The 26,384-nt window shown below is 36.8% G+C and carries 19 protein-coding genes and 5 tRNA genes; 12 read left to right on the forward strand and 12 right to left on the reverse strand.

Annotation, left to right across the window (positions count from 1 at the left end):
- The first annotated feature begins 82 nt into the window (after positions 1–82).
- From COCH_RS09450 to COCH_RS09490, 9 genes are all read left to right on the forward strand, one after another.
- A complete protein-coding gene (locus COCH_RS09450; RefSeq protein ID WP_015782899.1) occupies positions 83–682 on the forward strand; it encodes a SprT-like domain-containing protein in 600 nt (199 codons plus the stop codon).
- Between the two features lie 27 nt (positions 683–709).
- Complete coding sequence (locus COCH_RS09455) at positions 710–1,783, forward strand: mannose-1-phosphate guanylyltransferase (protein WP_002671844.1); 1,074 nt, start codon at positions 710–712, stop codon at positions 1,781–1,783.
- Positions 1,768–2,244 carry a retropepsin-like aspartic protease gene (locus tag COCH_RS09460; protein ID WP_015782900.1) on the forward strand — a complete coding sequence of 159 codons (477 nt, stop codon included), beginning with the start codon at positions 1,768–1,770 and terminating at the stop codon, positions 2,242–2,244. Before COCH_RS09455 ends, COCH_RS09460 begins: the two co-directional genes overlap by 16 nt.
- Before the next feature lie 42 nt (positions 2,245–2,286).
- Entirely contained in the window at positions 2,287–2,805 is a 519-nt protein-coding gene (locus tag COCH_RS09465) for a hypothetical protein (RefSeq protein ID WP_015782901.1), read from the forward strand.
- 2 nt (positions 2,806–2,807) lie between these two features.
- Positions 2,808–3,899 (forward strand): DNA polymerase III subunit gamma/tau, encoded by a 1,092-nt coding sequence (gene dnaX, locus COCH_RS09470; RefSeq protein WP_041546821.1) that lies wholly within the window; start codon positions 2,808–2,810, stop codon positions 3,897–3,899.
- Positions 3,900–3,910: 11 nt separating this feature from the next.
- On the forward strand, positions 3,911–4,516 hold the full coding sequence (locus tag COCH_RS09475; protein WP_041546823.1) for a hypothetical protein: 606 nt from the start codon (positions 3,911–3,913) through the stop codon (positions 4,514–4,516).
- Positions 4,517–4,709: 193 nt separating this feature from the next.
- Entirely contained in the window at positions 4,710–5,474 is a 765-nt protein-coding gene (locus COCH_RS09480; protein WP_009418263.1) for a DeoR/GlpR family DNA-binding transcription regulator, read from the forward strand.
- Positions 5,475–5,501: 27 nt separating this feature from the next.
- On the forward strand, positions 5,502–5,843 hold the full coding sequence (gene arsC / locus COCH_RS09485) for an arsenate reductase (glutaredoxin) (RefSeq protein ID WP_009420279.1): 342 nt from the start codon (positions 5,502–5,504) through the stop codon (positions 5,841–5,843).
- Positions 5,844–5,847: 4 nt separating this feature from the next.
- Positions 5,848–6,723: an outer membrane beta-barrel protein gene (locus COCH_RS09490; RefSeq protein ID WP_015782903.1), complete on the forward strand. Its 876-nt coding sequence runs from the start codon at positions 5,848–5,850 to the stop codon at positions 6,721–6,723.
- 174 nt (positions 6,724–6,897) lie between these two features.
- Here COCH_RS09490 and COCH_RS09495 read toward each other — a convergent pair whose 3' ends face one another.
- The 6 genes from COCH_RS09495 to COCH_RS09525 all read right to left on the reverse strand — a co-directional run bounded on the left by COCH_RS09495 (position 6,898) and on the right by COCH_RS09525 (position 14,247).
- Positions 6,898–7,734 carry a hypothetical protein gene (locus tag COCH_RS09495; protein ID WP_015782904.1) on the reverse strand — a complete coding sequence of 279 codons (837 nt, stop codon included), beginning with the start codon at positions 7,732–7,734 and terminating at the stop codon, positions 6,898–6,900.
- A 212-nt stretch (positions 7,735–7,946) separates the two neighbouring features.
- On the reverse strand, positions 7,947–8,462 hold the full coding sequence (locus tag COCH_RS09505) for a hypothetical protein (protein WP_015782905.1): 516 nt from the start codon (positions 8,460–8,462) through the stop codon (positions 7,947–7,949).
- A 5-nt stretch (positions 8,463–8,467) separates the two neighbouring features.
- Entirely contained in the window at positions 8,468–10,117 is a 1,650-nt protein-coding gene (locus tag COCH_RS11135; protein ID WP_015782906.1) for a toll/interleukin-1 receptor domain-containing protein, read from the reverse strand.
- Between the two features lie 73 nt (positions 10,118–10,190).
- A complete protein-coding gene (carB, locus tag COCH_RS09515) occupies positions 10,191–13,043 on the reverse strand; it encodes a carbamoyl-phosphate synthase large subunit (protein WP_015782907.1) in 2,853 nt (950 codons plus the stop codon).
- Positions 13,044–13,226: 183 nt separating this feature from the next.
- Positions 13,227–13,299: transfer RNA gene (locus tag COCH_RS09520), tRNA-Gly, on the reverse strand.
- A 210-nt stretch (positions 13,300–13,509) separates the two neighbouring features.
- The gene (locus tag COCH_RS09525; RefSeq protein WP_015782908.1) at positions 13,510–14,247 is read right to left on the reverse strand and encodes a biotin--[acetyl-CoA-carboxylase] ligase; all 738 of its coding nucleotides are present in this window, start codon (positions 14,245–14,247) and stop codon (positions 13,510–13,512) included.
- Positions 14,248–14,340: 93 nt separating this feature from the next.
- Here COCH_RS09525 and COCH_RS09530 point away from each other — a divergent pair.
- From COCH_RS09530 to COCH_RS09540, 3 genes are all read left to right on the forward strand, one after another.
- Positions 14,341–14,414: transfer RNA gene (locus tag COCH_RS09530), tRNA-Met, on the forward strand.
- A 407-nt stretch (positions 14,415–14,821) separates the two neighbouring features.
- A complete protein-coding gene (locus COCH_RS09535; RefSeq protein WP_015782909.1) occupies positions 14,822–17,581 on the forward strand; it encodes a sodium-translocating pyrophosphatase in 2,760 nt (919 codons plus the stop codon).
- A gap of 87 nt (positions 17,582–17,668) precedes the next feature.
- On the forward strand, positions 17,669–19,711 hold the full coding sequence (locus tag COCH_RS09540; protein ID WP_015782910.1) for a M3 family metallopeptidase: 2,043 nt from the start codon (positions 17,669–17,671) through the stop codon (positions 19,709–19,711).
- Between the two features lie 52 nt (positions 19,712–19,763).
- On the opposite strand, the gene COCH_RS09545 is transcribed toward COCH_RS09540, so the two are convergent.
- The 6 genes from COCH_RS09545 to COCH_RS09570 all read right to left on the reverse strand — a co-directional run bounded on the left by COCH_RS09545 (position 19,764) and on the right by COCH_RS09570 (position 26,367).
- Positions 19,764–21,302, reverse strand: a complete 1,539-nt coding sequence (locus COCH_RS09545; protein ID WP_015782911.1) for a YifB family Mg chelatase-like AAA ATPase — start codon at positions 21,300–21,302, stop codon at positions 19,764–19,766.
- A 554-nt stretch (positions 21,303–21,856) separates the two neighbouring features.
- Positions 21,857–21,930 (reverse strand) — tRNA-Arg (locus tag COCH_RS09550).
- 67 nt (positions 21,931–21,997) lie between these two features.
- A tRNA-Pro gene (locus COCH_RS09555) sits at positions 21,998–22,072 on the reverse strand.
- 29 nt (positions 22,073–22,101) lie between these two features.
- A tRNA-Ser gene (locus COCH_RS09560) sits at positions 22,102–22,185 on the reverse strand.
- Between the two features lie 147 nt (positions 22,186–22,332).
- Positions 22,333–23,466, reverse strand: a complete 1,134-nt coding sequence (locus tag COCH_RS09565; RefSeq protein WP_015782912.1) for a DUF1735 and LamG domain-containing protein — start codon at positions 23,464–23,466, stop codon at positions 22,333–22,335.
- Between the two features lie 12 nt (positions 23,467–23,478).
- On the reverse strand, positions 23,479–26,367 hold the full coding sequence (locus tag COCH_RS09570) for a SusC/RagA family TonB-linked outer membrane protein (protein ID WP_015782913.1): 2,889 nt from the start codon (positions 26,365–26,367) through the stop codon (positions 23,479–23,481).
- Between the last annotated feature and the right edge of the window lie 17 nt (positions 26,368–26,384).

Here is a 26,384-nt window from a genome sequence, read left to right on the forward strand (position 1 = left end):
AAACACGGCAAAGGTAGAGAAAATTAGTAAATTGGCAAATTTTATTTGTGGGTATAAAATATTATTTGTACATTTGCAGGCTATGAGAGAAATTCTTGTTAAATATTTACCTGATAACGCAGTAACACCTTGTTTCGAACTGATAAAAGTAAACAACATCTATTTGAGAATTGTAAACGAACGAAAAACAAGGCACGGCGATTATCGGCAACTTCCTAACGGGCAACATCTCATCACAATGAATGCTACTGCTAATAAGTATCGTTTCTTGATAACTTTTATTCACGAAGTGGCTCATCTGGTAGCTTTTGAACGCTTTGGGCGGCTTATCAAACCTCACGGTAACGAATGGAAATACACTTTCCAACAACTGATGAAACCTTTTATCATCCCTGAGATATTCCCTCAGCAATTATTAGGAGTATTACAACGGCACTTTGTCAACCCTATGTCCAGTAGTGATGTAGACCCCGCATTGACAATCGCCCTAAAACAGTTTGATATCAATGAAAATATGAGCTTTATTTATGAGATTCCTTTAGGTAGTACGTTTCGTATCAAAGACGGACGCGTATTTCGCAAAGGACAACGCCGTGTGAAATGTTATGATTGTGTGGAACTCGGCTCAGGCAAGAAGTATATCTTTCAACCTCACGCCGAAGTAGAGCTCATAAAGGCTTAAAAACTTGAATTAAAATATTACAAATATATGGTGAACAATTATTATGCAGTGATTATGGCAGGAGGCATAGGTTCGCGCTTTTGGCCTGTAAGTACAACTGAATATCCTAAACAATTTCACGATATGCTCGGTACAGGGCAAACGCTTTTACAGCGCACTTATTCCCGCTTGCAGAAGTTTATTCCGCAAGAGAATATTCTCATTCTTACTAACGAACGTTACAAAGAGATTGTAGAGGAACAAATTCCTAATATATTGCCTAAAAACTTGGTATTAGAGCCTTGTATGCGCAATACAGCTCCGTGTATACTCTATGCCGCAATGAAAGTGAACAAGCGCAACCCCAATGGCGTAATGATAGTAGCCCCCAGCGATGCGTGGATTGAAGACGAAAAAGCTTTTATGCACAATGTGATTACTTGTTTTAATGCTGCACAGAAAGCCGACAATATTCTTACTTTGGGTATAGTACCTACTTTCCCTAACACTGGTTATGGTTACATTCAGTATGACAAAGACGATAATACTAATATCAAAAAAGTAAATCAGTTTCGTGAAAAACCTGATTACGATACCGCCAAAGAGTTTTTAAAACAAGGTAATTTTTTGTGGAATGCGGGTATCTTTATATGGAGTACACAAACGGTACTTACCGCTTATAAAACCTATCAACCGGTGATGTATGAACTCTTTGAGAAAGGTAAAGCTACTTATAATACTGAAAACGAAGTCGATTTTATAGCCAAAGCCTATCCGAAAGCCGAAAATATATCGGTGGACTACGCTATTTTAGAGCCGTCTACTAACATTTATGTACTGCCCGCTAATTTCGATTGGAACGATTTAGGTTCTTGGGGCTCTCTACACGACAAGACCCCTAAGGATAGTGCCCAAAATGCCGTAATTAATGCAAGAGTATTGCTCAAAGATGCCGAAAACAATATTATTCGCACCGAAGGTGATAAATGTGTGGTAATAGATGGACTCAAGAACTACATAGTGGTAGATAGAGACGATGTATTGTTGATTTATCCCAAGGCAAAAGAACAAAACATTAAAGAGATAGTAAACGAAGTAAAGAATAAATGGGGATTACATTAAAGAAGTTACTCACCGAGAAGGGATACACCTCTGTTCCTCTTGAATTTACGCTTACCAAACACTTTGTTCTACAAGCTAAAATCAATGGAGTAGAAGGACGTTTTATTTTGGATACGGGGGCTTCTAACACCTGTGTAGGAGTAGAATGGATAACCTATTTTAATCTGCAAGCCGAAGCCTCCGAAATAAAAGCAGCAGGAGCAGGAGCAAGTGGTATGGAAACACAAGTTGCCGCAAAAAATCACTTAGAGATAGGAGGAATGAGTATGCACAAACTTCCCTTAGTACTTTTTGATTTAACTCACGTAAACGAAGCATTAGCAGAGTTTCAAACACCCCCTGTTCACGGTATTATAGGAGCTGAAGTACTCCAAAAGAGAAAAGCTGTGATAGATTATGCAAAGAAAAGGCTGTATCTCTATTTCGCTCCTAAATACAAAATGTATTACCTCTTGTTGTAGGTTCATATTTTTTTCGTACATTTGCAAAAACATTTAAAATTGATGAGTAAAAAGACACTTTATTTTGCCTTTATCATAGGTCTATTTGCAATAGCTTGCAATGATGGTAATTTGGAAGTAGATACCATTTCATTTGAAAATTCTGATGTGCTATCTTGTACGACCAATGATACTACAGCTACTTTTTTATTCAAATATAGTCAAAAGCAAGCACTTATTCTTAATTTACCTGCTAATATTTTAGAAAATAAAGAAAAGACTGTTTCAGGCACTATACCCACTAATTTTAAACTTTATTACCGTACTTTCAGCGATGCGGTAACTACCAATTATTTTTGTAATGTTTATCCTCCTGCTACCCCTAATGTTACTTCGCAAATTGAAGCCACAGGAGGTAATGTTACAATTGTCTCACGTCCTATTTACAATGAAACAACTGGTGCTTTGTTGCGTTATGATCATCGAATAAGTATCACTGATTTGGTACTTGTGAATGGAGAAGGCAATAAGATAGTAGATTCTAATTTTGTTTTTGGGACTTATCAAACTAACAAACAGTAGAAATGAACCACTTTATAGTATCAGCACGTAAATATCGTCCACAATCATTTCGTGATGTAGTGGGGCAGCAAGCTATTACTAATACCCTACTCAATGCTATTGAAAATAATCACTTAGCACAGGCACTTCTCTTCACAGGTCCTCGTGGAGTAGGAAAGACTACTTGTGCCCGTATTTTAGCAAAAAAGATAAATGAACAAACTTCTGGGGTAGAAGATGAAAACGATTTTGCTTTTAACGTCTTTGAGTTAGATGCTGCCTCTAATAACAGTGTAGATGATATTCGCAAACTGATTGAACAAGTGCGTATTCCGCCTCAAGTAGGCAAATATAAAGTGTATATCATCGATGAGGTGCATATGCTGTCTACTGCGGCTTTTAATGCCTTTCTCAAAACATTAGAAGAGCCTCCTAAACACGCTATCTTTATCTTAGCAACTACTGAAAAGCATAAGATTATTCCTACCATATTGTCACGTTGCCAGATATTCGATTTCAAGCGTATTACTATCAATGACATTCGAGAATACCTAAAATATATCGCAGAACAACAAGGGATTGAAGCAGAAGATGAAGCTTTACAAATCATAGCACAAAAAGCCGACGGTGCGATGCGTGATGCCCTTTCTATCTTCGACCGTGTGGTGAGCTTTTCAGGAGAAAAAATAACACGACAAGCTACTTCCGAAATACTGAATGTGTTAGACTATGAGGTCTATTTTAAAGTAACTGATCTTATTTTAGACAATAAACTCCCTGAACTATTGATAGCATTCAATGATAGCATTGCACAAGGTTTTGACGGTAATCATTTTATTGCAGGCTTGGCAAGTCATTTTCGTGATTTAATGGTATGCAAGAATCCTACAACCATTTCCTTAATGGAAGTAGGGGAGGAGACCCAGAAGAAATATGCTGAACAGAGTGTTCGTGCTACTGTACCTTTTTTAATGGAAGCTATTGCTATTGCCAATGACTGCGACCTAAAATATCGCACTAGTAAAAATCAGCGTTTGTTAGTGGAGGTTGCCCTAATGCAACTCGCCTCTCTGACCTATGAGGGGGATAAAAAAAAAATGATGGACGCTTCATAATTCCTGCTTATGTGTTTAATGGGCAAAGTCATACAACAGAAGTACGGATCAACTCACAAACTCCTATCGTTGCCCCTCCTATAAATTATACAAATACTACGACAGCTACACTTAATCCTAATATACCTATTATTAGTAAAACGGAACGTACAGAGGCTGTTTCTAATTTTTCAATTAAAAGTGTACATCTAAAAACAGAACATCAAAGGAATTTCAAAGAGGTGGTAATAGATCCTAATACGCTACCTCGTGAGAGTTTTTCGGAAGAGACCTTTAATCAGTTTTGGGAACGTTATATAGATGAATTACTTGTTAAAGGTGAACGCATACAAGCTTCTATTCTTAAAATTGCAATATTAAGATTAGAAGGAACTACTATTCATTTGGAAGTATCAAGTAATACAGCTAAAAATGATATTGTTCAGATGGAGCATAAACTCTTAAATTATTTGCACAAATCTTTGCAGAATTATGATCTTACTATTGAGATAAGTGTAAATGAAGAAATAGCTAAAAGAATAGTAGTAACTCCCGAGGATAAATACGAGAAATTATTAGAAGAAAATCCTATTTTACAAGAGTTTAGAAGAGCTTTTGAACTAAATTTAAAAGGATAGAAATACAGTATTTTTAAAACTGAGCGCTACATAATTTATAGTTGGTAGTGTTTTTTATTTTCTAATTCTTTTGTTTTTTTCAATATAATGCCTAATTTTGCCGAAAATAATCTTAATAAGAAGTTTTGTCTATGGTTAGATAAGTATAGACAAGGTACGTTAAACTGTTGAATATTAATAAAATTGATAAAATATGAAAGTACTTAATGAACGACAATCAAAGATTTTGGAGAGCTTAGAAACCAAAAAGTACGTTAGTGTAAATGAATTGAGTGATAGGCTTAAAGTTTCGGTAGTTACTATACGTAAAGACCTTAATCTCTTGGAACAGGAAGGCTATTTGCATCGTACTCACGGTGGAGCTAGTAAACAAATGCGCTATGTGTTTGAGCAAACAATAACTGAGAAAGAAACTCAAAATGTAGAAGAGAAAACGCGTATTATTACTAAAGCGTTGGACTTTATTAAAGAAAATGAGTTTATCATACTTTCATCAGGAACTACAGCTAATCTTTTAGCTCAAAAAATTTATGGCATACGCAACCTTACAGTACTCACTCCTTCCCTCAGAGTAGCTTTAGAAGTCTGCAAAAATCCTAGTGTAAATACCATTCACTTAGGAGGAGAAGTTCGTAAAAACTCTACCTCCACTATTGGCGTACTTGCTGAAGAAACTCTTAGTAACTTCTCTTGTACTACTTTATTTTTAGGCGTTGAAGGTATTGACCTTGATTATGGATTGAGTTCAACCAATGTAGGAGAAGCCCATCTAAATCGGAAGATGATGGAACGCGTAGACAAAACGATTGTTTTGGCTGACTCCTCTAAAATTCACAAACGAGGCTTTGGTTTTATCTGTTATGTAGAGAAAATAGATATGCTTATCACTGATGCAGGTGCTGACCCTGAGTTTGTAGAAGAACTTGAAAAACGCGGTGTAGAAGTAATTATTTGTTAATTATCGAAATGATTGACACATATAAGAATGATAACTATATATCACAATCCTAAATGCTCCAAATCACGTTGTGGTTTGGAGCTTTTAAAAGATTTGGGGAAAGAATATCAGATAGTAGATTATCTTAAAAAAGGTATTTCTAAAGAAGAATTAAAAAATCTCCTCGCTAAGTTACAGATGTCTCCTATTGAATTAGTGCGTACTAAAGAAAATATTTGGAAAGAGCAGTTCAAAGGAAAAACGCTTACTGATGATGAAGTCATAGAGGCAATGATACAATATCCTCAACTCATTGAGCGACCTATCGTAATAGTTGGTGACAAAGCTGTGATAGGGCGACCTACTGAAAGAATAAAAGAAATCATATAAAAGAATGAGAAGAACGCTATTAGGCGCTATTGCTTTCATTTTTGGGGCAACAGCTATGTACTCACAGGCATATCTGTCAGTGAGTGGAGGGTATGGATTTAAAACCCACCAGAAAGTATTGGGTAGAGATGCTACTGACCCAACAGCTATAACCGAGCTCAAAGGGAGTTATGGAGAAGGATACCAAGCACAATTACGAGGAGGATATTTTTTCCATAAGCGTTGGGGAGGTGAATTAGCTTTAGGATATCTTCATGGTGAAGATATGGACACTAATAAAAACCAAATATTGAATATGAAAGGACATGGGAGGGCTTTTGGAGCTTCTCTTTCGTTAGTATTTAATATTACTGATAATTTATATCTGCGTGCTGGAGGTGTTACCAAAATAGGGGGCAGAACAGAAATACAAACAGAGCTCAATGCTTTCGGTTTACCCTTGAGCTTGTTTAATCCAACAGCACCAGCTGGGTCAACTGTAGATATAAAAGCTAATTTTCAAAACAATTTTCACGGTAAAATTCCCTTTGGTTTTATAGGAGGGATAGGCTACCGCTTTAAGGTTAGTGATAAAGTAGCTTTTTTTATAGAAGGTGAATATCTGAATATTAATGTGCCTCGAAAGGAATCTAAACTTAAGGATTTTTCGGCTACTCGCACAGTAGGAGGAACATCTCTAGCACTTACACTTCAAGAGTTTAAAGGATATATGTTAGCCTTACAAAATGTACCAACATCCCCTAGAACAGAGCGCCTTAAACAATTGGCTACTCAAGTAGCACCATTACTTGAAGATAGTTATAGTTGGGAAGGTAAAGGAGCTCCTGATGCCCCTTATTCTTCTATGGGTTTTCACTTTGGAGTTACTTATACGTTTTAAAAATAGAACTTTTCTAAAAGAAAAAACAAATTATAAGATATAAAAGCGTACTTGTACTGCCGTAGGAAATGGAAGAATAATTAATATTTTGTTATATCGAACTGATATTAAATAATTAATATTGCCCCAAAACTTTTGGGGCAATGTTATTTTATACTCTTATCTTTTAATTGATTAAAATCTAAAAGTTCCTCCTATACCTAAAACAGTTTCAAAGAAGAAGAAATCATGTTTAGCTTTATCGGCAATATCATAAGTAGTTCGAACATCATACATATTAATATAACCTCCTTTGAGTTCACCAACTATAAGGAAGTATTTAAAAAAAGTGAGGTGTAAACCTGCTTTAGCATTTACGCCTATCCCTGCAATGTGAAACTCGTCATAACGCTCTTTATTAAGTAACTTAGTATTCGTTTTTGGATATAGTGCTCCAAAACCAAGACCTTCAGTAAGATTTACCTGTAATATATCGGTGTTGCGGATACCAAATAAACGAGAAATATCGTCTATACGAGCTCCTTCAACTACTACATAGTTCAGACCGTCAGTATGCTCAAAGGTGAGAAAATCTTCACTAAGTAACTTGTCAGTATTGTTATAAGTACCATCATGAGAAGTGCCAGAACCATTGATGTAACCGTTCATTTTTACAGTTTGTCCATTTTTCATTACGTATTTCATATGGTCTACGCCTGCAGAAATCGTATAATGGTCGGAAATATGGTAACCGATATGAAAGTTAGTTTGAGGAATGGTCATCCGCAAAGGATTAATATAATCTATATGCCAACCTTTCGGTTTATCTACAGCCTCTACATCTTTGATGGTAAAGTTGTAATTGTTACCCGAGAAAGTAATATCGGAATTGGTATAATAGGCACGATTACCGCCCCAATAAAAGAAAAATTTACCCTTATTGTGGGTAGTGTAACGCTCAGTAGAAGCGTTTTGTGCAAAAGTAGTTAGTGTGCTAATGCCTAACAACATAGTGATAAAAATCTTTTTCATTAGTGATTATTTTTTTAGTTTTGAGGGCGCAAAAGTAACTATTAATTTTTTATTTACCAAGTTGTGTTTATTTTTTCTTTTCTATTTATCAATTCTTCTTGGGTTAAAAAATTTTTTTCTTCAAAATACAACTAAAAATAAAAAAGCAAATTCACACTTGTTTTGACTTTTTTGCTTGAATTGACTCCTAGTAAAGATATACTGCTATTTTTCTAAATCTCCCCCCATAGTATAAAGAAATTCATATACAGTTCCTTAGCAGAAAGTTTAGGATACAGATAACAAATGAGCTTTTTAGTAAGTTTCCCTTTGCTCATTCCTGCAAAAATAAGTTCATCACCCTTATAGATTGTTAGTTGCTTGGTTGCTGTTGAAAAATGCAAGGTAAGCACTTCATTGCCATTTGCATAGAAAAGGAAACTACTTACTACATCAATCACCCAAGGATATTCTTCTTTATAAACTGTTTTATCTTGCAATATTTTAAGCAATCGCTTTCCCTTGGATAGAGGCAGCCTCTTTCTTTTCTCAGTAATACGTTCTTCTTCAGGAGCACCAAGCCACGAAGTTTCTTTTGTCCAGCCCGTACGATGTATGACTGCAACACTATCTATTTTGCCCTGATAGAGCTTGCTAAAATCCATTGCTTTAGGATATTGCGCTAATACGAGACAAGGGAGAAGGAATAAGAATAAACTAAAAGTAGCTTTTTTACAACTGTGAAACATAACTATTAATATAATATTTCATCAGCAAAAAAAGAAAATTCTTCTGAGCCAAATTCTGTTGAGACTTGAAAGTTAATTAATAAATGTTGATCAAAAAAACTCTTTTTTACTTTTAATATTCCTATATCTCTCTTTACAGAAGGTAATATAGGATTATAACTTATTACTATGCCATTAATAATATTACTATTTTCAAAATATACTTGAATAATATTATTATTAATTTTTTGAATTTGAGTGGAATAGTGTATGCATTGTCTTAGCTTATTATCCATACTTACAAAACACTGTAATTTCTCAATACTTCCTCTTTCTCTTATATTAGATATATTTATATGAATATCATAAAAACGTCCAGAAAGTATGCTATTTAATGAAATATCTTCTTTTAAAACACTAAGCTCAATTTCAATATTTTTCTCCTTATTTTTATTTTCCACATATTCTGGTTTTTTACCAATAGGAGGTTTTTTATCTTTAGGTTCATTATAGATATTTCTTAATAATTCTTCTAACCTATCTTCAAAACTATTATCATTTCTCATATCAATATAGGTTCTACCAATCAAAAAATCTGGTATAGCATTATTATCATTTCCTTCTCTTAATAAAGGTATAAACTTAGTTGTACTAATATTTTTAATTGTTTCTGCAGCCATTATAGAAGATTCATATGCTACGCCCCCTTTAGGTTCTTCTGCATTAGATTTAGTTTTATAACTTGGAGTCATTATACAAATAACTCTATCAGAAATTTCTATTGATTTTCCCATAAAACTAGGAATAGGTTTTCCTAGTTCTAATTCCCATTGATCTAAGATTGCATCAATCCCTTTTTCTCGTAATTTTATAGCTAAATCCAAAACCCATTTTTTAAGAGCTTCACTATCCCAAGAATATGAAATGAAAACTTTAGGTGCATCTTCGTTGTTAGAAGATGACTTTTCATTACTTATCTCTTTAAAAGCCTTTTCTTCTGTTTTTTTAGGAGGAGTATTCCCAACTAAATCATCTAAAAAAGGAGAGGTATTCGATGAAATATTAATATTTGTATCTTGGTCATTTTTATCTAGTATCCTATCTTCTATAAAAATCTGAATGTTTATATATAATTGATAACGAGTGTCGTCATCCAAGAGATTTATCAAATCTTTATAATAATCAACCCTACTTGTGGAGAAAGGAGCTTTTTCTTTCCTATCTTCCATATATTGATTATATGAAGGAGGTATATTATCATATAAATCTAATATGAAACTATAGAATTTAGGACCTGAAATATAAAATATAGCTTTTCCTTCTTCCCCTATTGCTTTCCACAATTTATGGTAAGCTCTATCCCAATTAGTTTCCTCTTTTTCAGGAATAATCCAAGGTATATTTTGCATTAATGATATTTTTTCATCATCGTAAATGTATTGGTATCCTTTTTCTGTCAATCGTAATATTTTCCCTAAATCTTTCTCATAATCATAATATCCTGTATATTGTAATTCATTAAGAACCTTATAGAATAAATCTTGTTCTATAGGATTGAGATTCATTATGAACTTATCATATTTTATACTTTTTAGAGTGATAATCTGACCTGTTTTACATTTTTGTTCTCTAAATTTATCAAATATAAGCTCTGCTAATTCTCTTTCTGTTTTCATATCTATTTTTATTTACTCTGCAAATATACAACTAAAAACCAAAAAGGCAAGCCTAAGCTTGCCCTTTTAGTTTTTATTTTGAAAGATACATCTTCCTCCTTGTATAAATATCGTAGAAAGCATCATCTTTAAGGCTATCTATAAACAAGATACTTTCGCCGGTAGATTTCATTTCAGGACCGAGCTTCTTATCTACATTCGGGAATTTGTTGAACGAGAACACAGGTTGCTTGATAGCAAAGCCCTCTAAGTGCGGATTGAAATGAAAATCAGTGAGCTTCTTCTCTCCCAGCATTACTTTGGTAGCATAGTTTACATACGGCTCTTGGTAAGCTTTAGAGATAAACGGCACTGTACGCGAAGCACGTGGGTTTGCCTCAATGATATACACTATATCGTCTTTTACGGCAAACTGCACATTGATAAGCCCTACCGTATTGAGTGCTAAGGCTATTTTATGAGTATGATCTTTTATTTGTTGCAATACAAATTCACCCAAGTTGAACGGTGGCAAGGTAGCGTTACTATCGCCTGAGTGAATACCACAAGGCTCTATATGCTCCATAATACCAATGATATACACATTCTCGCCATCGCATATCGCATCGGCTTCAGCTTCTATGGCGCCGTCTAAATAGTGGTCGAGTAGGAGTTTGTTGTTAGGTATCTTACGCAAGAGGTCTACCACGTGGGCTTCCAACTCTTCTTTGTTGATAACAATCTTCATTCCTTGTCCGCCCAATACATACGAAGGACGCACGAGTAGTGGGAAATCCAATTCATCAGAGAGTTTTAATGCCTCATCAGCGGTTTCAGCTACCCCAAAGCGTGGATAAGGAATGTTATTCTCTTTCAGTAGCGTTGAAAAACTACCTCTATCTTCTGCTAAATCCAGTGACTGGAAGCTAGTACCTATAATTTTAATGCCATATTTATCTAATTTCTCAGCCAATTTGAGTGCTGTTTGTCCGCCGAGCTGTACAATTACGCCTTCTGGTTTTTCGTGCTGAATGATATCATAGATATACTCCCAGAACACTGGCTCAAAATAGAGCTTATCAGCTGTATCAAAGTCTGTGGAAACAGTCTCAGGGTTACAGTTTATCATTATAGTTTCATAACCACATTCTTTAGCCGCTAATACCCCGTGTACACAGCAGTAGTCGAACTCAATACCTTGCCCTATGCGATTAGGTCCTGAACCGAGAACTACCACCTTTTTGCGGTCGGTTACTATACTGTCGTTAGCTACGTATTCCTTGCCGTCAGCCGTGCGGATAGACGCCTCAAAAGTAGAATAATAATAAGGAGTTTGCGCCTTAAACTCAGCAGCACAAGTATCTACTAATTTGAATACACGGCGTATGTTGAGTTCTTCGCGTTTCTTGTGTACTTCGCTCTCCCAACAGCCCACCATATAAGCAATTTGTCGGTCGGCAAACCCTTTTTGTTTAGCTTCAAAAAGGAGTTCTTTAGGTAGGGTATCTATTTTGTAGCGTGATATTTCTTTTTCGAGCACACATAGTTCTTCGTATTGCTTGAGGAACCACATATCTATCTTGGTGATTTCGTGTATACGGCTCAGCGGAATACCCATCTGTACCGCATCGTAGAGCACGAATACCCTATCCCAGCTGGGGTAGGTAAGTTTCTCAATAATCTGTTCGTAATTCTTATAGCCTTTGCCATCAGCTCCCAAACCATTGCGTTTGATTTCGAGCGATTGGGTTGCTTTCTGCAATGCCTCTTGGAAAGAACGCCCTATACCCATTACTTCGCCTACTGATTTCATTTGCAAGCCTATAGTTCGGTCAGAGCCTTCAAACTTGTCAAAGTTCCAACGCGGTATTTTCACAATCACATAATCTAACGTAGGCTCAAAGAAAGCTGAGGTAGATTTGGTGATTTGGTTTTGCAGTTCGTCTAAATGGTAACCGATAGCTAGTTTGGTGGCAATCTTAGCAATAGGATAACCCGTAGCCTTAGAAGCCAAAGCGGATGAGCGCGATACACGTGGGTTGATTTCAATAGCGATAATATCTTCCTTTTCATCAGGCGACACGGCAAACTGCACATTGCAGCCACCTGCAAAATCGCCTATACTACGCATCATCTTAATAGCCATATCGCGCATATGCTGGAAAGTGCGATCTGATAGAGTCATCGCAGGGGCTACGGTAATAGAATCCCCAGTGTGGATACCCATAGGATCCATATTTTCGATAGTACAGATAATTGCCACATTATCGTTCTTGTCGCGCAAAAGCTCGAGCTCGTATTCCTTCCAGCCTAAAAGCGCCTTATCGATAAGCACCTCGTGGATAGGCGAGGCTTCCAAACCACGATTGAGGAGCATATCAAAATCTTCTTTTTTATAGACGATAGAAGCCCCGGTGCCACCTAAAGTAAAGGACGGACGTATTACGAGTGGAAAACCAAAGCGTTGCGCAATTTCTTTTCCTTTAAGGAAAGAAGTAGCCGTTTCGGACGGTGCCATAGGGATACCGATTTCATCGAGCAACACGCGGAATTTCTCGCGGTCTTCAGTGATTTGTATGGCATCAATATCTACCCCGATGATTTCTACCCCAAAGTCTTTCCAAATGCCTTTCTCGTCAGCCTCAATACAGAGGTTAAGCGCTGTTTGTCCGCCCATAGTAGGGAGAACGGCATCTATTTCGGGGTGTGCTTTTAGAATTTCCACCAATGACTTAGTGGTGAGAGGTTTCAGATAAACCACATCCGCCATAGACGGGTCTGTCATAATGGTAGCAGGGTTAGAGTTAATAAGGATGGTTTTAATACCGTCTTCGCGCAAAGAGCGCAACGATTGCGAGCCTGAGTAGTCAAACTCACAGGCTTGCCCAATGATGATAGGTCCTGACCCAATGAGCAGAACACAATGTAGGTCGTTTCTTTTAGGCATTTTTATATAGATATTGTGTGTTTTATTAAAAAAATAGCTACATTTTTCAAAAGAAAAACATAGCTATTGTATTATTAGAAAAGAATATCCCACCGTATCTCTTGAGAGTACTGCTTAAAGGGGTACAAGGGAGGGCTTGTGGCGTGATATTCATTTAACAATTAATAATTGAAAATTAAAAAGAGCGAAAAACGGGTCTCGAACCCGCGACCTCAACCTTGGGAAGGTTGCGCTCTACCAACTGAGCTATTTTCGCTTATCTTGTTTTAGTAAATTTGTAACTGATTGGTTTTCCATTTACGGGGGCAAAGGTACAAATTATTTTAAGAAAAGCAAAAAATAGGAGAGAAGAGGATAACAAAAAGGAAACCCTGCTAAGCTATGATGAAATTAATGTTAAATCAAGTGAAGCTATTGTCACTCTCATATATTTCATTTGTTAGGTGTATTTAGGTGTAGAAAGAATTTAGTATAATAAAGTTATTTCTTTAAGAGAAAAAGTCTTTATAACCCCTTGTTCCGTTTCTACAATTAATTTCCCAGAAGGTTCCACACCTCTTATAATGCCTGAAAAGTTCTTTTCTTGGCAAGAACGGAAAACGGATACTCTATTATTTAGTTGGAATAGGTACTTCTGGTAAATAGTATAAATGCTTTCGAAAGACTGTTGAGGAAGTGTAGAAAGGTTTGATTTTAATTCAGAAAAGATTAGTTTCATCACTTGTTCTACTTGAAAATCTTTGCCAGTTAATTTTTTTAAAGAAGAGGCTTTAGGTAAGCCATCGAAACTTGTTTGGTTAAGATTGAGCCCAATACCGATTATACATTTCTCAATTTTAGTTTTTCTAATAGTATTTTCTATTAATATTCCGCCTATTTTGTAACGTTGAGAAAGGATATCATTAGGCCATTTAATATTTATATTAGGAATGTTTAATTTCTCTAATACTTTCATTATTGCAATAGGTACAAGCATATTGAGCAAAAAAGCATCTTTTAAATCTAAATGCTCAGGAAGGAATAAAATACTAAAAGTAAGATTCTGATAGGGTTCACTTGTCCATTTTGTTCCATATTGTCCTATACCTGCAGTTTGCTGAGGAGTCCAGACCACTAAAAAATTAGGAAGAGAATCCTGAATATGTATTAAATTTTTTAAGTACTGATTAGTAGAATCAATGCTTTTTAAGGTAATGATGTTCATAAAAAGTAAAAAATAGTTATAAAAATTTGGTAGTATAAAAAAATGTAGTACATTTGCACCCGCAAGGTCAAAATAAGGCATAACAAAATAGATGGCGAGGTAGCTCAGGTGGTTAGAGCGTTGGATTCATAACCCAAAGGTCACGGGTTCAAATCCCGTCTTCGCTACTAAGATTAAACAAAAGAAAAAGAGTGGTTTATATTTGTAAATCACTCTTTTTTTATGCCTGAATTTACAAAAAACAAAACACATAGGAAACGCATACACTATGAAAAACAAAAGTCTCTACTCTAAACTCTGAATTTATAATGTAATAATGATGTCGCCACTTGGTAGGAACGGGCTCAAAAATCGTGCCATTCAAGTAGTTACGAAAGAGTATGATGATTAACTTTCTTAAAGATATTCTGCAAAGTATGTTTTATATGATGCTATGAGGCAAAAGACAACTAGATTATTAAGAGTGGTATTTGATAGTGGATGAGGTGGGTACTAAAAAAATCCTTTTTTATTTTTTCGTTACAATTATCTTTCGTACTTTTACGCCCTAAATTTAACTAATTATAATATTTGTATGGATAAAATGATGTTATATCTACCGTTAGTCCTTGCTGTTCTTGGACTTATCTTTATGATTACGAAAGCTTCGTGGGTGAACAAACAAACCACAGGCAACGAGCGGATGCAAAGCATTTCCAAAAGTATCAAAGAAGGTGCGATGGCATTCCTCAATGCTGAGTATCGTATTTTGACACTCTTTGTGATTATTGCCTCTATTGCTTTATTTATCGTTTCTCGTATGGTAGAAACTTCTCACTGGCTTATTGTAGTAGCTTTTGTGTGTGGAGCTTTCTTCTCTGCCTTAGCGGGAAATATAGGAATGCGTATTGCTACCAATGCTAACGTACGCACTACCGAAGCAGCTCGCACTAGCTTGCCAAAAGCTTTGAAAGTATCTTTTGGTGGTGGTACTGTGATGGGATTAGGAGTGGCAGGTTTGGCTGTATTGGGCTTGAGCTTGTTCTTTATCCTCTTTGTGAACACTTTCGTAGGAGGAGGCAAACCTTTCTACGACGAAATGACTCTCGTACTCGAAGCCTTAGCAGGTTTCTCACTCGGTGCTGAGTCTATTGCGCTCTTTGCTCGTGTAGGTGGTGGTATTTACACCAAAGCTGCCGACGTAGGGGCTGACCTCGTAGGTAAAGTAGAAGCTGGTATCCCTGAAGACGACCCTCGTAACCCTGCTACTATTGCCGACAACGTAGGTGATAACGTAGGTGACGTAGCTGGTATGGGTGCTGACTTGTTCGGTTCGTATGTGGCTACTGTACTCGCTTCAATGGTATTGGGTAACTATGTGATTAAAGATATAGCAACTGCCAATGGTGGTGCTTTCACCGATGCCTTTGGTGGTTTAGGCCCTATCTTATTGCCGTTAGTAATTGCTGGTGTAGGTATCATTGCTTCAATTATTGGTACTTTCTGTGTAGGTATCAAAAACAACGATGCTAAAGAAAAACAAGTACAAAGTTCACTAAATACAGGTAACTATGTAGCTTTAGCACTTACTTTAGTAGCTTGCTATTTTCTTATCGAATATATGTTACCCGAAACTATCCAAATGAGTTTCTTTGGTGAAGGAGTAAAAGAAATTGCAAGTATCAATGTATTCTACGCAACTATCGTAGGTTTGGCAGTAGGCTTGCTCATTTCAGCTATTACTGAACACTTTACCGCTTTGGGTAAAAAACCGGTATTGAATATCGTACGCAATTCATCTACTGGAGCTGCTACCAACATTATTGCAGGTTTGGCAACTGGTATGAAATCAACTTTTGGTTCTGTACTGCTTTTTGCTGTAGCTATTTGGGGTTCTTATGCCTTAGCAGGTTTCTATGGTGTGGCGATTGCAGCATCAGCAATGATGGCAACTACAGCTATGCAATTGGCTATTGACGCTTTTGGTCCTATTGCTGATAATGCTGGGGGTGTAGCCGAAATGAGTGAATTGCCAAAAGAAGTGCGTCAACGTACTGATATTTTAGACTCAGTAGGAAATACTACTGCTGCGGTAGGTAAAGGATTTGCTATTGCATCAGCAGCTCTTACCGCCTTAGCCTTGTTCGCTGCTTATGTGACCTTTACAGGCATTTCTGGTATCAATATTTTCAAAGCAAACGTATTAGCTGCCTTGTTTATCGGAGGTATGATTCCAGTAATTTTCTCAGCCTTGGCAATGCAATCAGTAGGGAAAGCTGCTATGGATATGGTGAACGAAGTACGTCGCCAATTCCGTGAAATTCCTGGTATTATGGAAGGTAAAGGTACTCCAGAGTATGGTAGATGTGTAGATATTTCTACCAAAGCTGCTTTGCGCGAAATGATGTTACCTGGTGCTATTACTATCATCACTCCTATTATTATCGGTTTTGTGATGGGTGCTGAAGCTCTTGGCGCTTATATGGCTGGTGTAGCTGTATCAGGGGTTGTATGGGCTATCTTCCAAAACAACGCTGGTGGTGCTTGGGACAATGCTAAGAAATCATTTGAAGCAGGTGTTGAAATCAACGGACAAATGACTTACAAAGGTTCTGACGCTCATAAAGCTGCCGTTACTGGTGATACTGTAGGTGACCCATTCAAAGATACTTCAGGCCCTTCAATGAATATCCTTATCAAACTCACTTGCTTGGTAGGTTTGGTAATTGCTCCTATCTTGGGTGGACATACTGCCGATGCTTCAGGTACTCCTATAGAAGCTCAAATTCGTCAAGGTGAAGGTGAGGGAGTGATGCCTGTGGAAGAAGTAGTAGTTATTGAAGAAGGTAAGCTTAACGCCGATGGTGACTTCGAGTACAATGTAGGTGATTTATTCCAATTGAGCCTTTTCGATAATACAATGTTAGAAGTAGGTAAAAATTCATCTGAAGCTCATCTTGTAAAATTGATAGAAGATAAAAACCTTACTACTCTAGAACAATTCAAAGATAACTGGATTACTTTGGATAGAACTTACTTCAAAACAGGTAGCGATGAACTTACTGAAGGTTCAGAACAACAATTAAAGAACATTGTAGCTATTTTGAAAGCTTATCCTAAAGCTGCTATTCGTTTAGGAGGTTATACTGATAATACGGGTAGTGTTGAAGGTAACAAAAAACTTTCAGAAAGACGTGCTAATTCAGTGTTAAACAAATTAGTGGCATTGGGTGCTAACAAAGCACAATTGAGCGCTCAAGGTTATGGTGCAGAACACCCTCTTTGTCCTGCTAACGATACTCCTGAGTGCAAAGCTAAGAACAGACGTATCGACATACGTTTGACTGCTAAATAACAAAATATTTTAGTTACTATATAACCTCAAAAGGGGTGTTTGAGGAACTTTTTTCTCGAACGCCCCTTTTATAATCACCTAAAAACTATGAAATTACCTTTATTTTTAGCAGCTATATTGCTCACTGCTTTGGTAGCTTGCAACGACTCAAAGACTTCAAAAATGACAGAGAATACAGATAACAATCCGCTATTGGTAGAAAGCACTTTACCTTATGGTGCTCCCGACTTCTCAAAAATTAAAGACGAGCATTATCGTCCTGCCCTGCTCAAAGGAATGGCTTTGCAAAACGAACGTATTGCCGCTATCGCTAATAACAACGAAACTCCTACTTTTGAAAATACGATTATCGCTTTAGAAAAAAGTGGGGTAGAGTTAGAGCGTGCTTCAGCGGTATTCAATGCCTTAACAGAGGCAAATACTAATGATACTTTAAAAGTATTGCAAAAAGAACTATCACCTAAGTTTGCTGAGCACGCCGATGGCATTCACCTGAACGAAAAACTCTTTGCGCGTATCAAAGCCTTATATGATAAACGTGATAGCTTGAAATTAGATGCTGAATCGCTTAAATTGTTAGAAAATTACTACGAAGATTTTGTAGTAGCAGGTGCTAACCTATCGGCTACTGATAAAGAAACTCTTAAAAAGTACAATAGTGAGTTAGCTTCTTTAGAAACTGATTTTAACCAAACGCTTTTAGAAGGTTCATTGGCAGCTGCTCAAACTATCAATGGTCAGAAAGTAGCGATTGTGAATACTACCCAGCAACCGCTCCTTAGTGAATTAGCCAACCGCAACGCTCGTAAACAATTGTTTGAAGCAAGCTGGAATCGCACCGATGGGGGAGCTCATAATACCAATGATATCTTAAAACGCATTGCTTTACTGCGCGCTAAAAAAGCTGAACTCTTGGGCTTTAAAAACTATGCCGAATGGAGCTTGCAACGCACTATGGCTAAAACACCTGCTGCTATTGCTCAATTCTTTAAAGATTTAGTGCCTGCTTCAGTAGGTAAAGCCAAAGCAGAAGCTAAAGAAATACAAGCGCAAATCGCCAAAACGGGAGGTAATTTTACTTTAGAACCTTACGATTGGAACTTCTATGCCGAACAAGTTCGCAAAGCTAAATACGACCTCGATGAGAATGAAATCAAACCTTATTTCGAATTGAAAAATGCTCTTGAAAATGGTGTATTCTATGCAGCTACTAAACTTTATGGCATTACCTTTAAAGAACGCAAAGATATACCCGTATATCACCCCGATGTATTGGTGTATGAGCTTTTTGAAGAAGATGGTACGCCATTAGGACTTTTCTATGGCGATTTCTTTGCTCGTGAAAGCAAACGCGGTGGTGCGTGGATGAGCAACTTTGTAAACCAATCTAAATTATTAGGCACTAAACCTGTTATTTACAATGTGTGCAACTATGTAAAACCTGCCGAAGGTAAACCTGCTTTGCTTACTTACGATGAACTTACTACGCTCTTCCACGAGTTTGGTCACGCATTGCATGGTTTCTTTGCTAACCAACAGTATGCAAGTTTATCAGGAACAGCAGTAGCACGTGATTTTGTGGAGTTCCCTTCGCAATTCAATGAGCATTGGGCTTTGTATCCTGATATTCTTAAAAACTATGCAGTACATTACGAGACCAAACAACCTATTCCACAAGCTCTTATTGATAAGATAAAAAAAGCGAGCACCTTCAATGAGGGCTATGCTTTTACCGAAGTTTTGGCTGCTGCCAATTTAGATTTGCAATGGCATACTATTCCTTCGGATACTATCATCAATAATGTAAGTGATTTTGAGAAGAAAGCCCTTGAAAGAACAGGCTTATGGGTGAAAGAAGTACCTCCAAGATACCGTTCGTCTTACTTTGCTCATATTTTTGGCGGAGGCTATGGAGCAGGCTATTACTCTTACCAATGGACAGAAATGCTTTGCCACGATGCCTACCAATGGTTTGAAGAAAACGGCGGTCTTACTCGTGCTAATGGACAACGTTTCAGAGATTTGATACTCTCCAAAGGCAATACAATGGATTACGAAAAAATGTATTTAGCCTTCAGAGGGAAAGCTCCTGCTATTGAGCCACTACTCAAAGCACGTGGGTTGAAGTGATAAAAAAGCAGGTTACAATAACCTGCTTTTTTGTTTTTTATAATATCTACTTTTATCCTCCAAACCAACCTTCACGGTCTAAACTACGATATTGAATAGCTTCGCCTATATGATGAGGTTGTACTTCTTCTGACTTTTCTAAATCGGCTATTGTACGCGCTACTTTTAAAATACGGTCATAGGCACGTGCAGAAAGGTTGAGACGCGTCATAGCATCTTTTAGTAGGGTTAAAGAATCCGTATTTACTTTACAAAATTTCTGTATTTGTTTAGTATTCATTTGAGCGTTATAGTGAATATGTTCATATTCTTTGAAACGTTCTGTTTGGATATTTCGAGCATCTATCACCCGTTTACGGATATCACGACTACTTTCACCTTTTCTATCATCTGAAAGTTTTTCAAAGGGTACAGGATTTACTTCTATATGAATATCTATTCTATCTAATAGAGGTCCTGAAATTTTACTTAAATAGCGTTGCATTTCAGCAGGTGTAGAAGTAACAGGAGCATCGGGGTCGTTAAAATACCCGCTTGGACTTGGATTCATACTTGCTACTAACATAAATGAAGCGGGGTAAGTAACTGAAAACTTTGCTCTAGAAATAGTAACTTCTCTATCTTCTAAAGGTTGTCGCATTACCTCGAGAACAGCTCTTTTGAACTCTGGTAACTCATCAAGAAAAAGTACTCCATTATGTGCGAGAGATATTTCACCTGGTTGAGGGTAAGTACCTCCTCCTACGAGAGCTACGTCAGAAATAGTGTGATGAGGACTACGGAAAGGACGATGGCTCATTAAGCCTGTGTCCCTAATACGTCCTACTACACTGTGTATTTTAGTAGTTTCAAGAGCTTCGTGAAGTGTCATCGGAGGAAGAATGCTAGGTAAACGCTTAGCGAGCATTGTTTTTCCTGAACCAGGAGGGCCTATTAAAATAACATTATGTCCACCAGCAGCAGCTATTTCCATACAACGTTTTACAGTTTCTTGACCTTTTACATCTGCAAAGTCAAATTCAGGAGATTCTAAATCTCTGTAAAACTCTTTGCGTGTATCTATTTCGATAGGTTGTAATTCTTTTTCTCCATTAAAAAAATCTATGACTTCTTTTATATTTTCTACACCATAAACGTCCAAATTATCTACTATAGCAGCTTCTTTAGCATTTTGCTTAGGAAGAATAAATCCTTTGAATCCTTCTTTGCGTGCTTGAATAGCAATGGGTAGTGCTCCTTTAATGGGTTGCAAACTGCCATCTAAGGATAGTTCTCCCATAATGATATATTTTTCTAATTCTTCACTTTGTATTTGCCCGTTAGCTGCTAAAATACCAATTGCAAAACTTAAATCATAGGCAGAACCTTCCTTACGCATATCGGCAGGAGCCATATTGATGGTTATCTTTTTACCTGGAATTTTATATCCATTGTTTTGCAGAGCAGCTGCTATACGATAATTACTTTCTTTAATAGCTATATCGGGTAATCCAACCAAATGATAGCCAATACCTTTATCGATATTTACTTCAATAGTAATTGTGCTGGCTTCTACACCAAATACAGCACTTCCGTAAATTTTTACTAACATTTCTGTGGCTAATTTTTGCACAAAGGTAAAACATTCTTTGTAAATGAGCAATTTTATTTCAAAAAATAATCTACAATATAGTTAACAAAAGTTCAAGATAAGAGAATATAGCTCTTGCACTACAGGAAGCCGTAGCACGGCAAGGAATTACAAAGTAGATTAGAACTTTTATAAAAGATAAAAAAACGAAATTATAAATAACAAAGAAAGATGCTTTTTGCTTGAGGAAATCTTATGGTTAGCTTATAGAGAGCTTATAGGAAGCTTATACGAATCTTGGAAGATTGGTATACAAAGACTATGTAAGTGACTAAAAATGAATAGTTAAGAGTGAAGAATTAGGGGTGATTTTAGAGTAATAAAACGAAATAAAAGCAAAGAAGAGATGAAGAAAGATTTCTTAGATGAAAATTGTAGCAACGCAAAGGAGATTGAAAAATAGTATTTTGTTGTTTCGAGCCGGCGTTAAGTAAGTATATAAACAAAATAACGCAGGACGTAAATCCTGCGTTATTCCGAACATAAATTTTAATACAAAATGAAACAAATTCTCGTGATCACGACAGGATTCGAACCTGTGACCGTCTGCTTAGAAGGCAGATGCTCTATCCAACTGAGCTACGTGACCTCTATTCCAAAAAAAATATTTCAAAAATGCCACACAAAAGGAAACATTTATGAAATATCTTATTTTGTCGGGGCGGCAGGATTCGAACCTGCGACCTCCTGGTCCCAAACCAGGCGCGATGACCGGACTACGCTACGCCCCGAATTTATATCTAACAATTTGTATTAGATGCGGAGAGACTGGGACTCGAACCCAGGCGACGGTTACCCGCCGACAGATTAGCAATCTGCTCCGTTACCACTCCGGCACCTCTCCAATTTTGAAAGCTCCTTTGCTTTTGCGGTTGCAAATGTATAACAACTTTTTATTCTGTACAAATATTTTAGAAACTTTTTTGTACATTTTTTATCAATCTAATAATTATCAAATACTTAAAAATAGTAAAATCTTCTTTATATCCGTTCATCTAGGAGGAAAAACAATACCATAACCTGTACCGTTATTAAAAGTTGCTCCTGAGGGAAGTTCCATTGAGGTGCCTGTAGTAGACCAATCCCATAGTTTTGTTTCATCATCTGTAATGGTATTAGAAGTTTTATTATATTTCTTACCATTGAGAGGATAATAAAGCAGTAAATCATTTGTAGGTTTAAGAGTACTCCACAACTGTAATTGTATTTCTTTTTGGGTTAGGGCTCGTTTCCACAAACGCACCTCTCTCAGAAGCTCATTAGCTCCTGCAAACCATAAATCTTTTACATAAATTCTACTATTAGTATTTGCTGTTTTAGAACCTACCTCTTTTCCTTCTACATATACACGCAGGGTATTGCCATCACAGGTTACTGCAATAGGATACCATTTATTAGTTTGTGCCTTAAATACCTCAGCAGGTATTAATTTTGAAATACCCGAAGCTTTTACGTCTAATTGATTGTTTGTAAAGCCTATTTCAACTTGATGAGTATTAGATGTTACTCCTACTATTGGGTTGCTTCCTATGAGATTTGAGCAATTAATTGTAGCTTCAAAAGTCCATTGAGAGAGCTCGTTATTAGATAGAGCTTCTCCCGTAGTAGCTTTTGTAGTTGCCATACTCAATACCTTTGTTCTTGTTTCTTTATGGACTACTAAAAGCAAACGGTCTTGTCCTGCAATAGCTTCAATATTATTTCTACCTCTTATTTGTATGGGTAGCGCATACACTTCGTTGTTAGGAAACGTTAGTTCACTAATGGTAATATCAATAGGAGTTTCTGTTTCATAAGTATTGAAGATAGCATTTTCATCAATACTATATTTATCAGTAGGTAAGAGTTTGTAATCCGTACCATATTGTGCATTATAGTCGGTTAAGGTTTGAGCATCACCTGTGATAAGCTGAGCTGATACTATCTTACCAGCAGCTCTTATCAGTTTCACCTTTAAGTTTTGAATCTTGTTATCTTGGTATTCTTGTACGTACACTTCAACGACGTTATTGCCATCGAGAAATACTCCCTGATATACATTGGGAGCTTGAGGCGTTTTGTCAGTAGTTTCGTCTTGACAAGCTATTACACTTAGTAAGCCAAGTATTAAAAATATCTTTTTCATCTTTGTAGAATTTTAGAATTGCATTTTCACATTAAGTCCATAGCTTCTTATGGAAGGCAACATAAATTTGTCGTATCCACTGCCATAAGTACCTACAGAAGGCACTATTTCGGGGTCAAAAGATGCTTTGTTATAGAGCATTAGCAGGTTATGACCTACTAATGACACACTGAGGTCTTTTAAGCCTTTTACAATGAATCCTTCTCTAAAATGATAAGTAAGGGCAACTTCTTGTAGACGAATATTGGTAGCCGAATATTGATAATCAGAAGCTGTTCTATTAGCTATGAAAGTAGCATAGTTAGCTCGGTTATCGGCAGAGGCTTTAGACACTCCATAGCGATCGAAATAACGTTCTGTTTCTGAAAGAACTATTCCTCCCAAACGCGCTTTAAACAAGAAATTCAAATCGAAATTCTTATAACTCATCTTTCCTTGCCAGCCTAGTAGCCAATCAGGATTGGTAGAGCCTAATTTGTTGCCATTCGCATCAAATATATCGCCTATTTCACCACCTTCATGTAAGGTATACATACCATTGGCTATCTCGTGAGGTAAACTCACAATCTTGTTCTTATTAGTAGAAGCAACAAGCTGAGTTTCCCAATTTACCCCTTTAGAAGTATTAGGATAAGTATACCTTAAAGCAACTTCTGCTCCTTGATTTTGCACTTCACCTGCTTGTTGCCATACAATAGGTACTAATTGATTATTAGTACGAGTATGATAGAAAGTAGCGTTAAAAGAAAGATTGTTAAACCATTGGGTATCCAAGCCTACTTCATAAGAAGTAGTACGTTCTAACTGTAAATCAGTAGAGTAGTTAGGCAAACTATACGCATCACCTAACCAAGAGCGAGACGTTTCAGCTACCCCTAAGCCCGCATAACTCATAGGAGCTGCTACTTGGCTGTAACCACCACGCAATTTTGCAAAACTTAATATGCTTTTATCTATACCTATAAATTGATGTAACAATGCCGAAACACCTACTGATGGACTGAAGACCTTATTTTTACTTGTAAAGAGATAATCGGACGGTTTATCAGTACGACCTGTGAGAGTGAGATAAATCTTAGATTGCCAACCTATTTCAGCTATTGCAAAGAAGGCTGTGTTATTCCGTTTTCCCCACAATGGGTGGGTTATAGCTGTAGGAGCTGTGATATTGGTTTGAGTAAAATTATTTATGTTATACAGATTACCTTTGTAACCTTCTACTTGAGTGTTATGCCTTTCATACGAAGCTCCTAAATGAACATCTAAACTGAAGTCATTCGATAAATTTTTATTGTAATGTAAGAGCACATCGGCATATTGTTGTTTGAAAGTCTCTTTCCAATGAGCATAATAACCATTAACGCCTGCATAAGCGAGAAGCGTAGAAGCATAACGCTTATCGTCCATTGTAGAGGTAGTATTATCTATACGGAAGCGTGCTACTACGTCTAAATCTCCTATAATTTTATAGCTTACTTTGCCTGAAAACATATATCGGTCTTTAGTAGTAGGACGTAAATTTCTGTACGCTATCCAATAAGGATTTTGGATATTTTCACCTAAGTTAGCCGGTGTATCGGGCGTACCTGAACCTGCAATCCAATATTGCTTAGCATAACCTGCGATAGCATCATAACGTTCAAAATAACGTTCTTGACCAAATTGTTCTCCTCTTGGGTATAAGTACAAGCCCACTATAGGATTGAAAACGATACCAGAGGCTACTTGATTGCGTTCATACTGACGGATATAGTTCCCCGAAAGGTCTATCCGTAAAGCATCATTTAGCAAAGAAGTGCTATTGTGCAAATAAGCATTATAGCGGTTATATACGCTGTTAGGCACTATACCACCTGATTGTAAAGAAGCTAATGAAGCGTAAGTTTTATTCTTACCTCCCTTAAAATCTATACCTCCTGAAATGCTTACTGCATTCTGGTACACGTGTCCGGTTTTATAAAAATCATTTATATTAAAAGAAGTACCCTTAGGCAAAGCACGAGTGGACAGTGAAGTGTATTGCCCTAACTCATTGCCATATGTTTCTTGAAACTCAGGCTTTGTGAGTTTATTTACAAACTCTATTGAAGAAGAAAGGTTAATTTTAAATTGGTTACTTTCAGCTTTTTTAGTGCGAATGAGTACCACACCATTGGCAGCTGAAGCTCCATAGAGTGCTGCTGCTTGCGCTCCTTGTAATACAACTACTTCTTCAATATCCTCAGGATTAAGGTCAGAAATACCTTCGCTGGTATCTCTACCATCACCTCCAATACCTCTTTCAGCTTGGTTAGCGATGGGCATTCCATCTATCACGTACAGTACATTATTATCACCAAAGAGAGAACGAGCTCCACGCATAGTAGCTTTTGTAGCCCCACCAATACCCGTAGCACTCCGCTGGATGTGCAAACCTGCAACCTTACCATCAAGACTATTTACAAAATTTGCTTGCTTGACTTGAGTGAGGTCCTTGTCTGAAACTTTTTGTTGTTGATAGGGTAAAACTTCCCCTTCTTGATAAATTCCTAGAGCAGTAGAATATTTTGGCTTACCTATTAGGATATGATCAATATGCTCTATTATTTGAGGCTTTAAGACTACCTTAAAGTTAATATTCCTATTTTTACCCTCTACTTTTCTTTGCTGGGGTTCATATCCTAAAAAACTAAACTCAAGTACATCACCTACTTTAGCTTTGAGCTCAAACTTACCATCTGTATTAGTTGAAACGTCTTTAGAAGCTTTCGTTGAACGTGTGTTTTTAACAACTACCGCAACCGATGACATAGGTTGATTGTTCTCATCGAGAACTTCCCCAGTAATGTTTTTCATCTGTGCTTGAACAGCTCCTACAAATAGGAACAGCGAGATTAATAAAAGTTGTATTTTCTGTTTCATAGTGTTTACATATAAAT

The organism is Capnocytophaga ochracea DSM 7271 (genome assembly GCF_000023285.1).
Classification (GTDB): Bacteria; Bacteroidota; Bacteroidia; order Flavobacteriales; family Flavobacteriaceae; genus Capnocytophaga; species Capnocytophaga ochracea.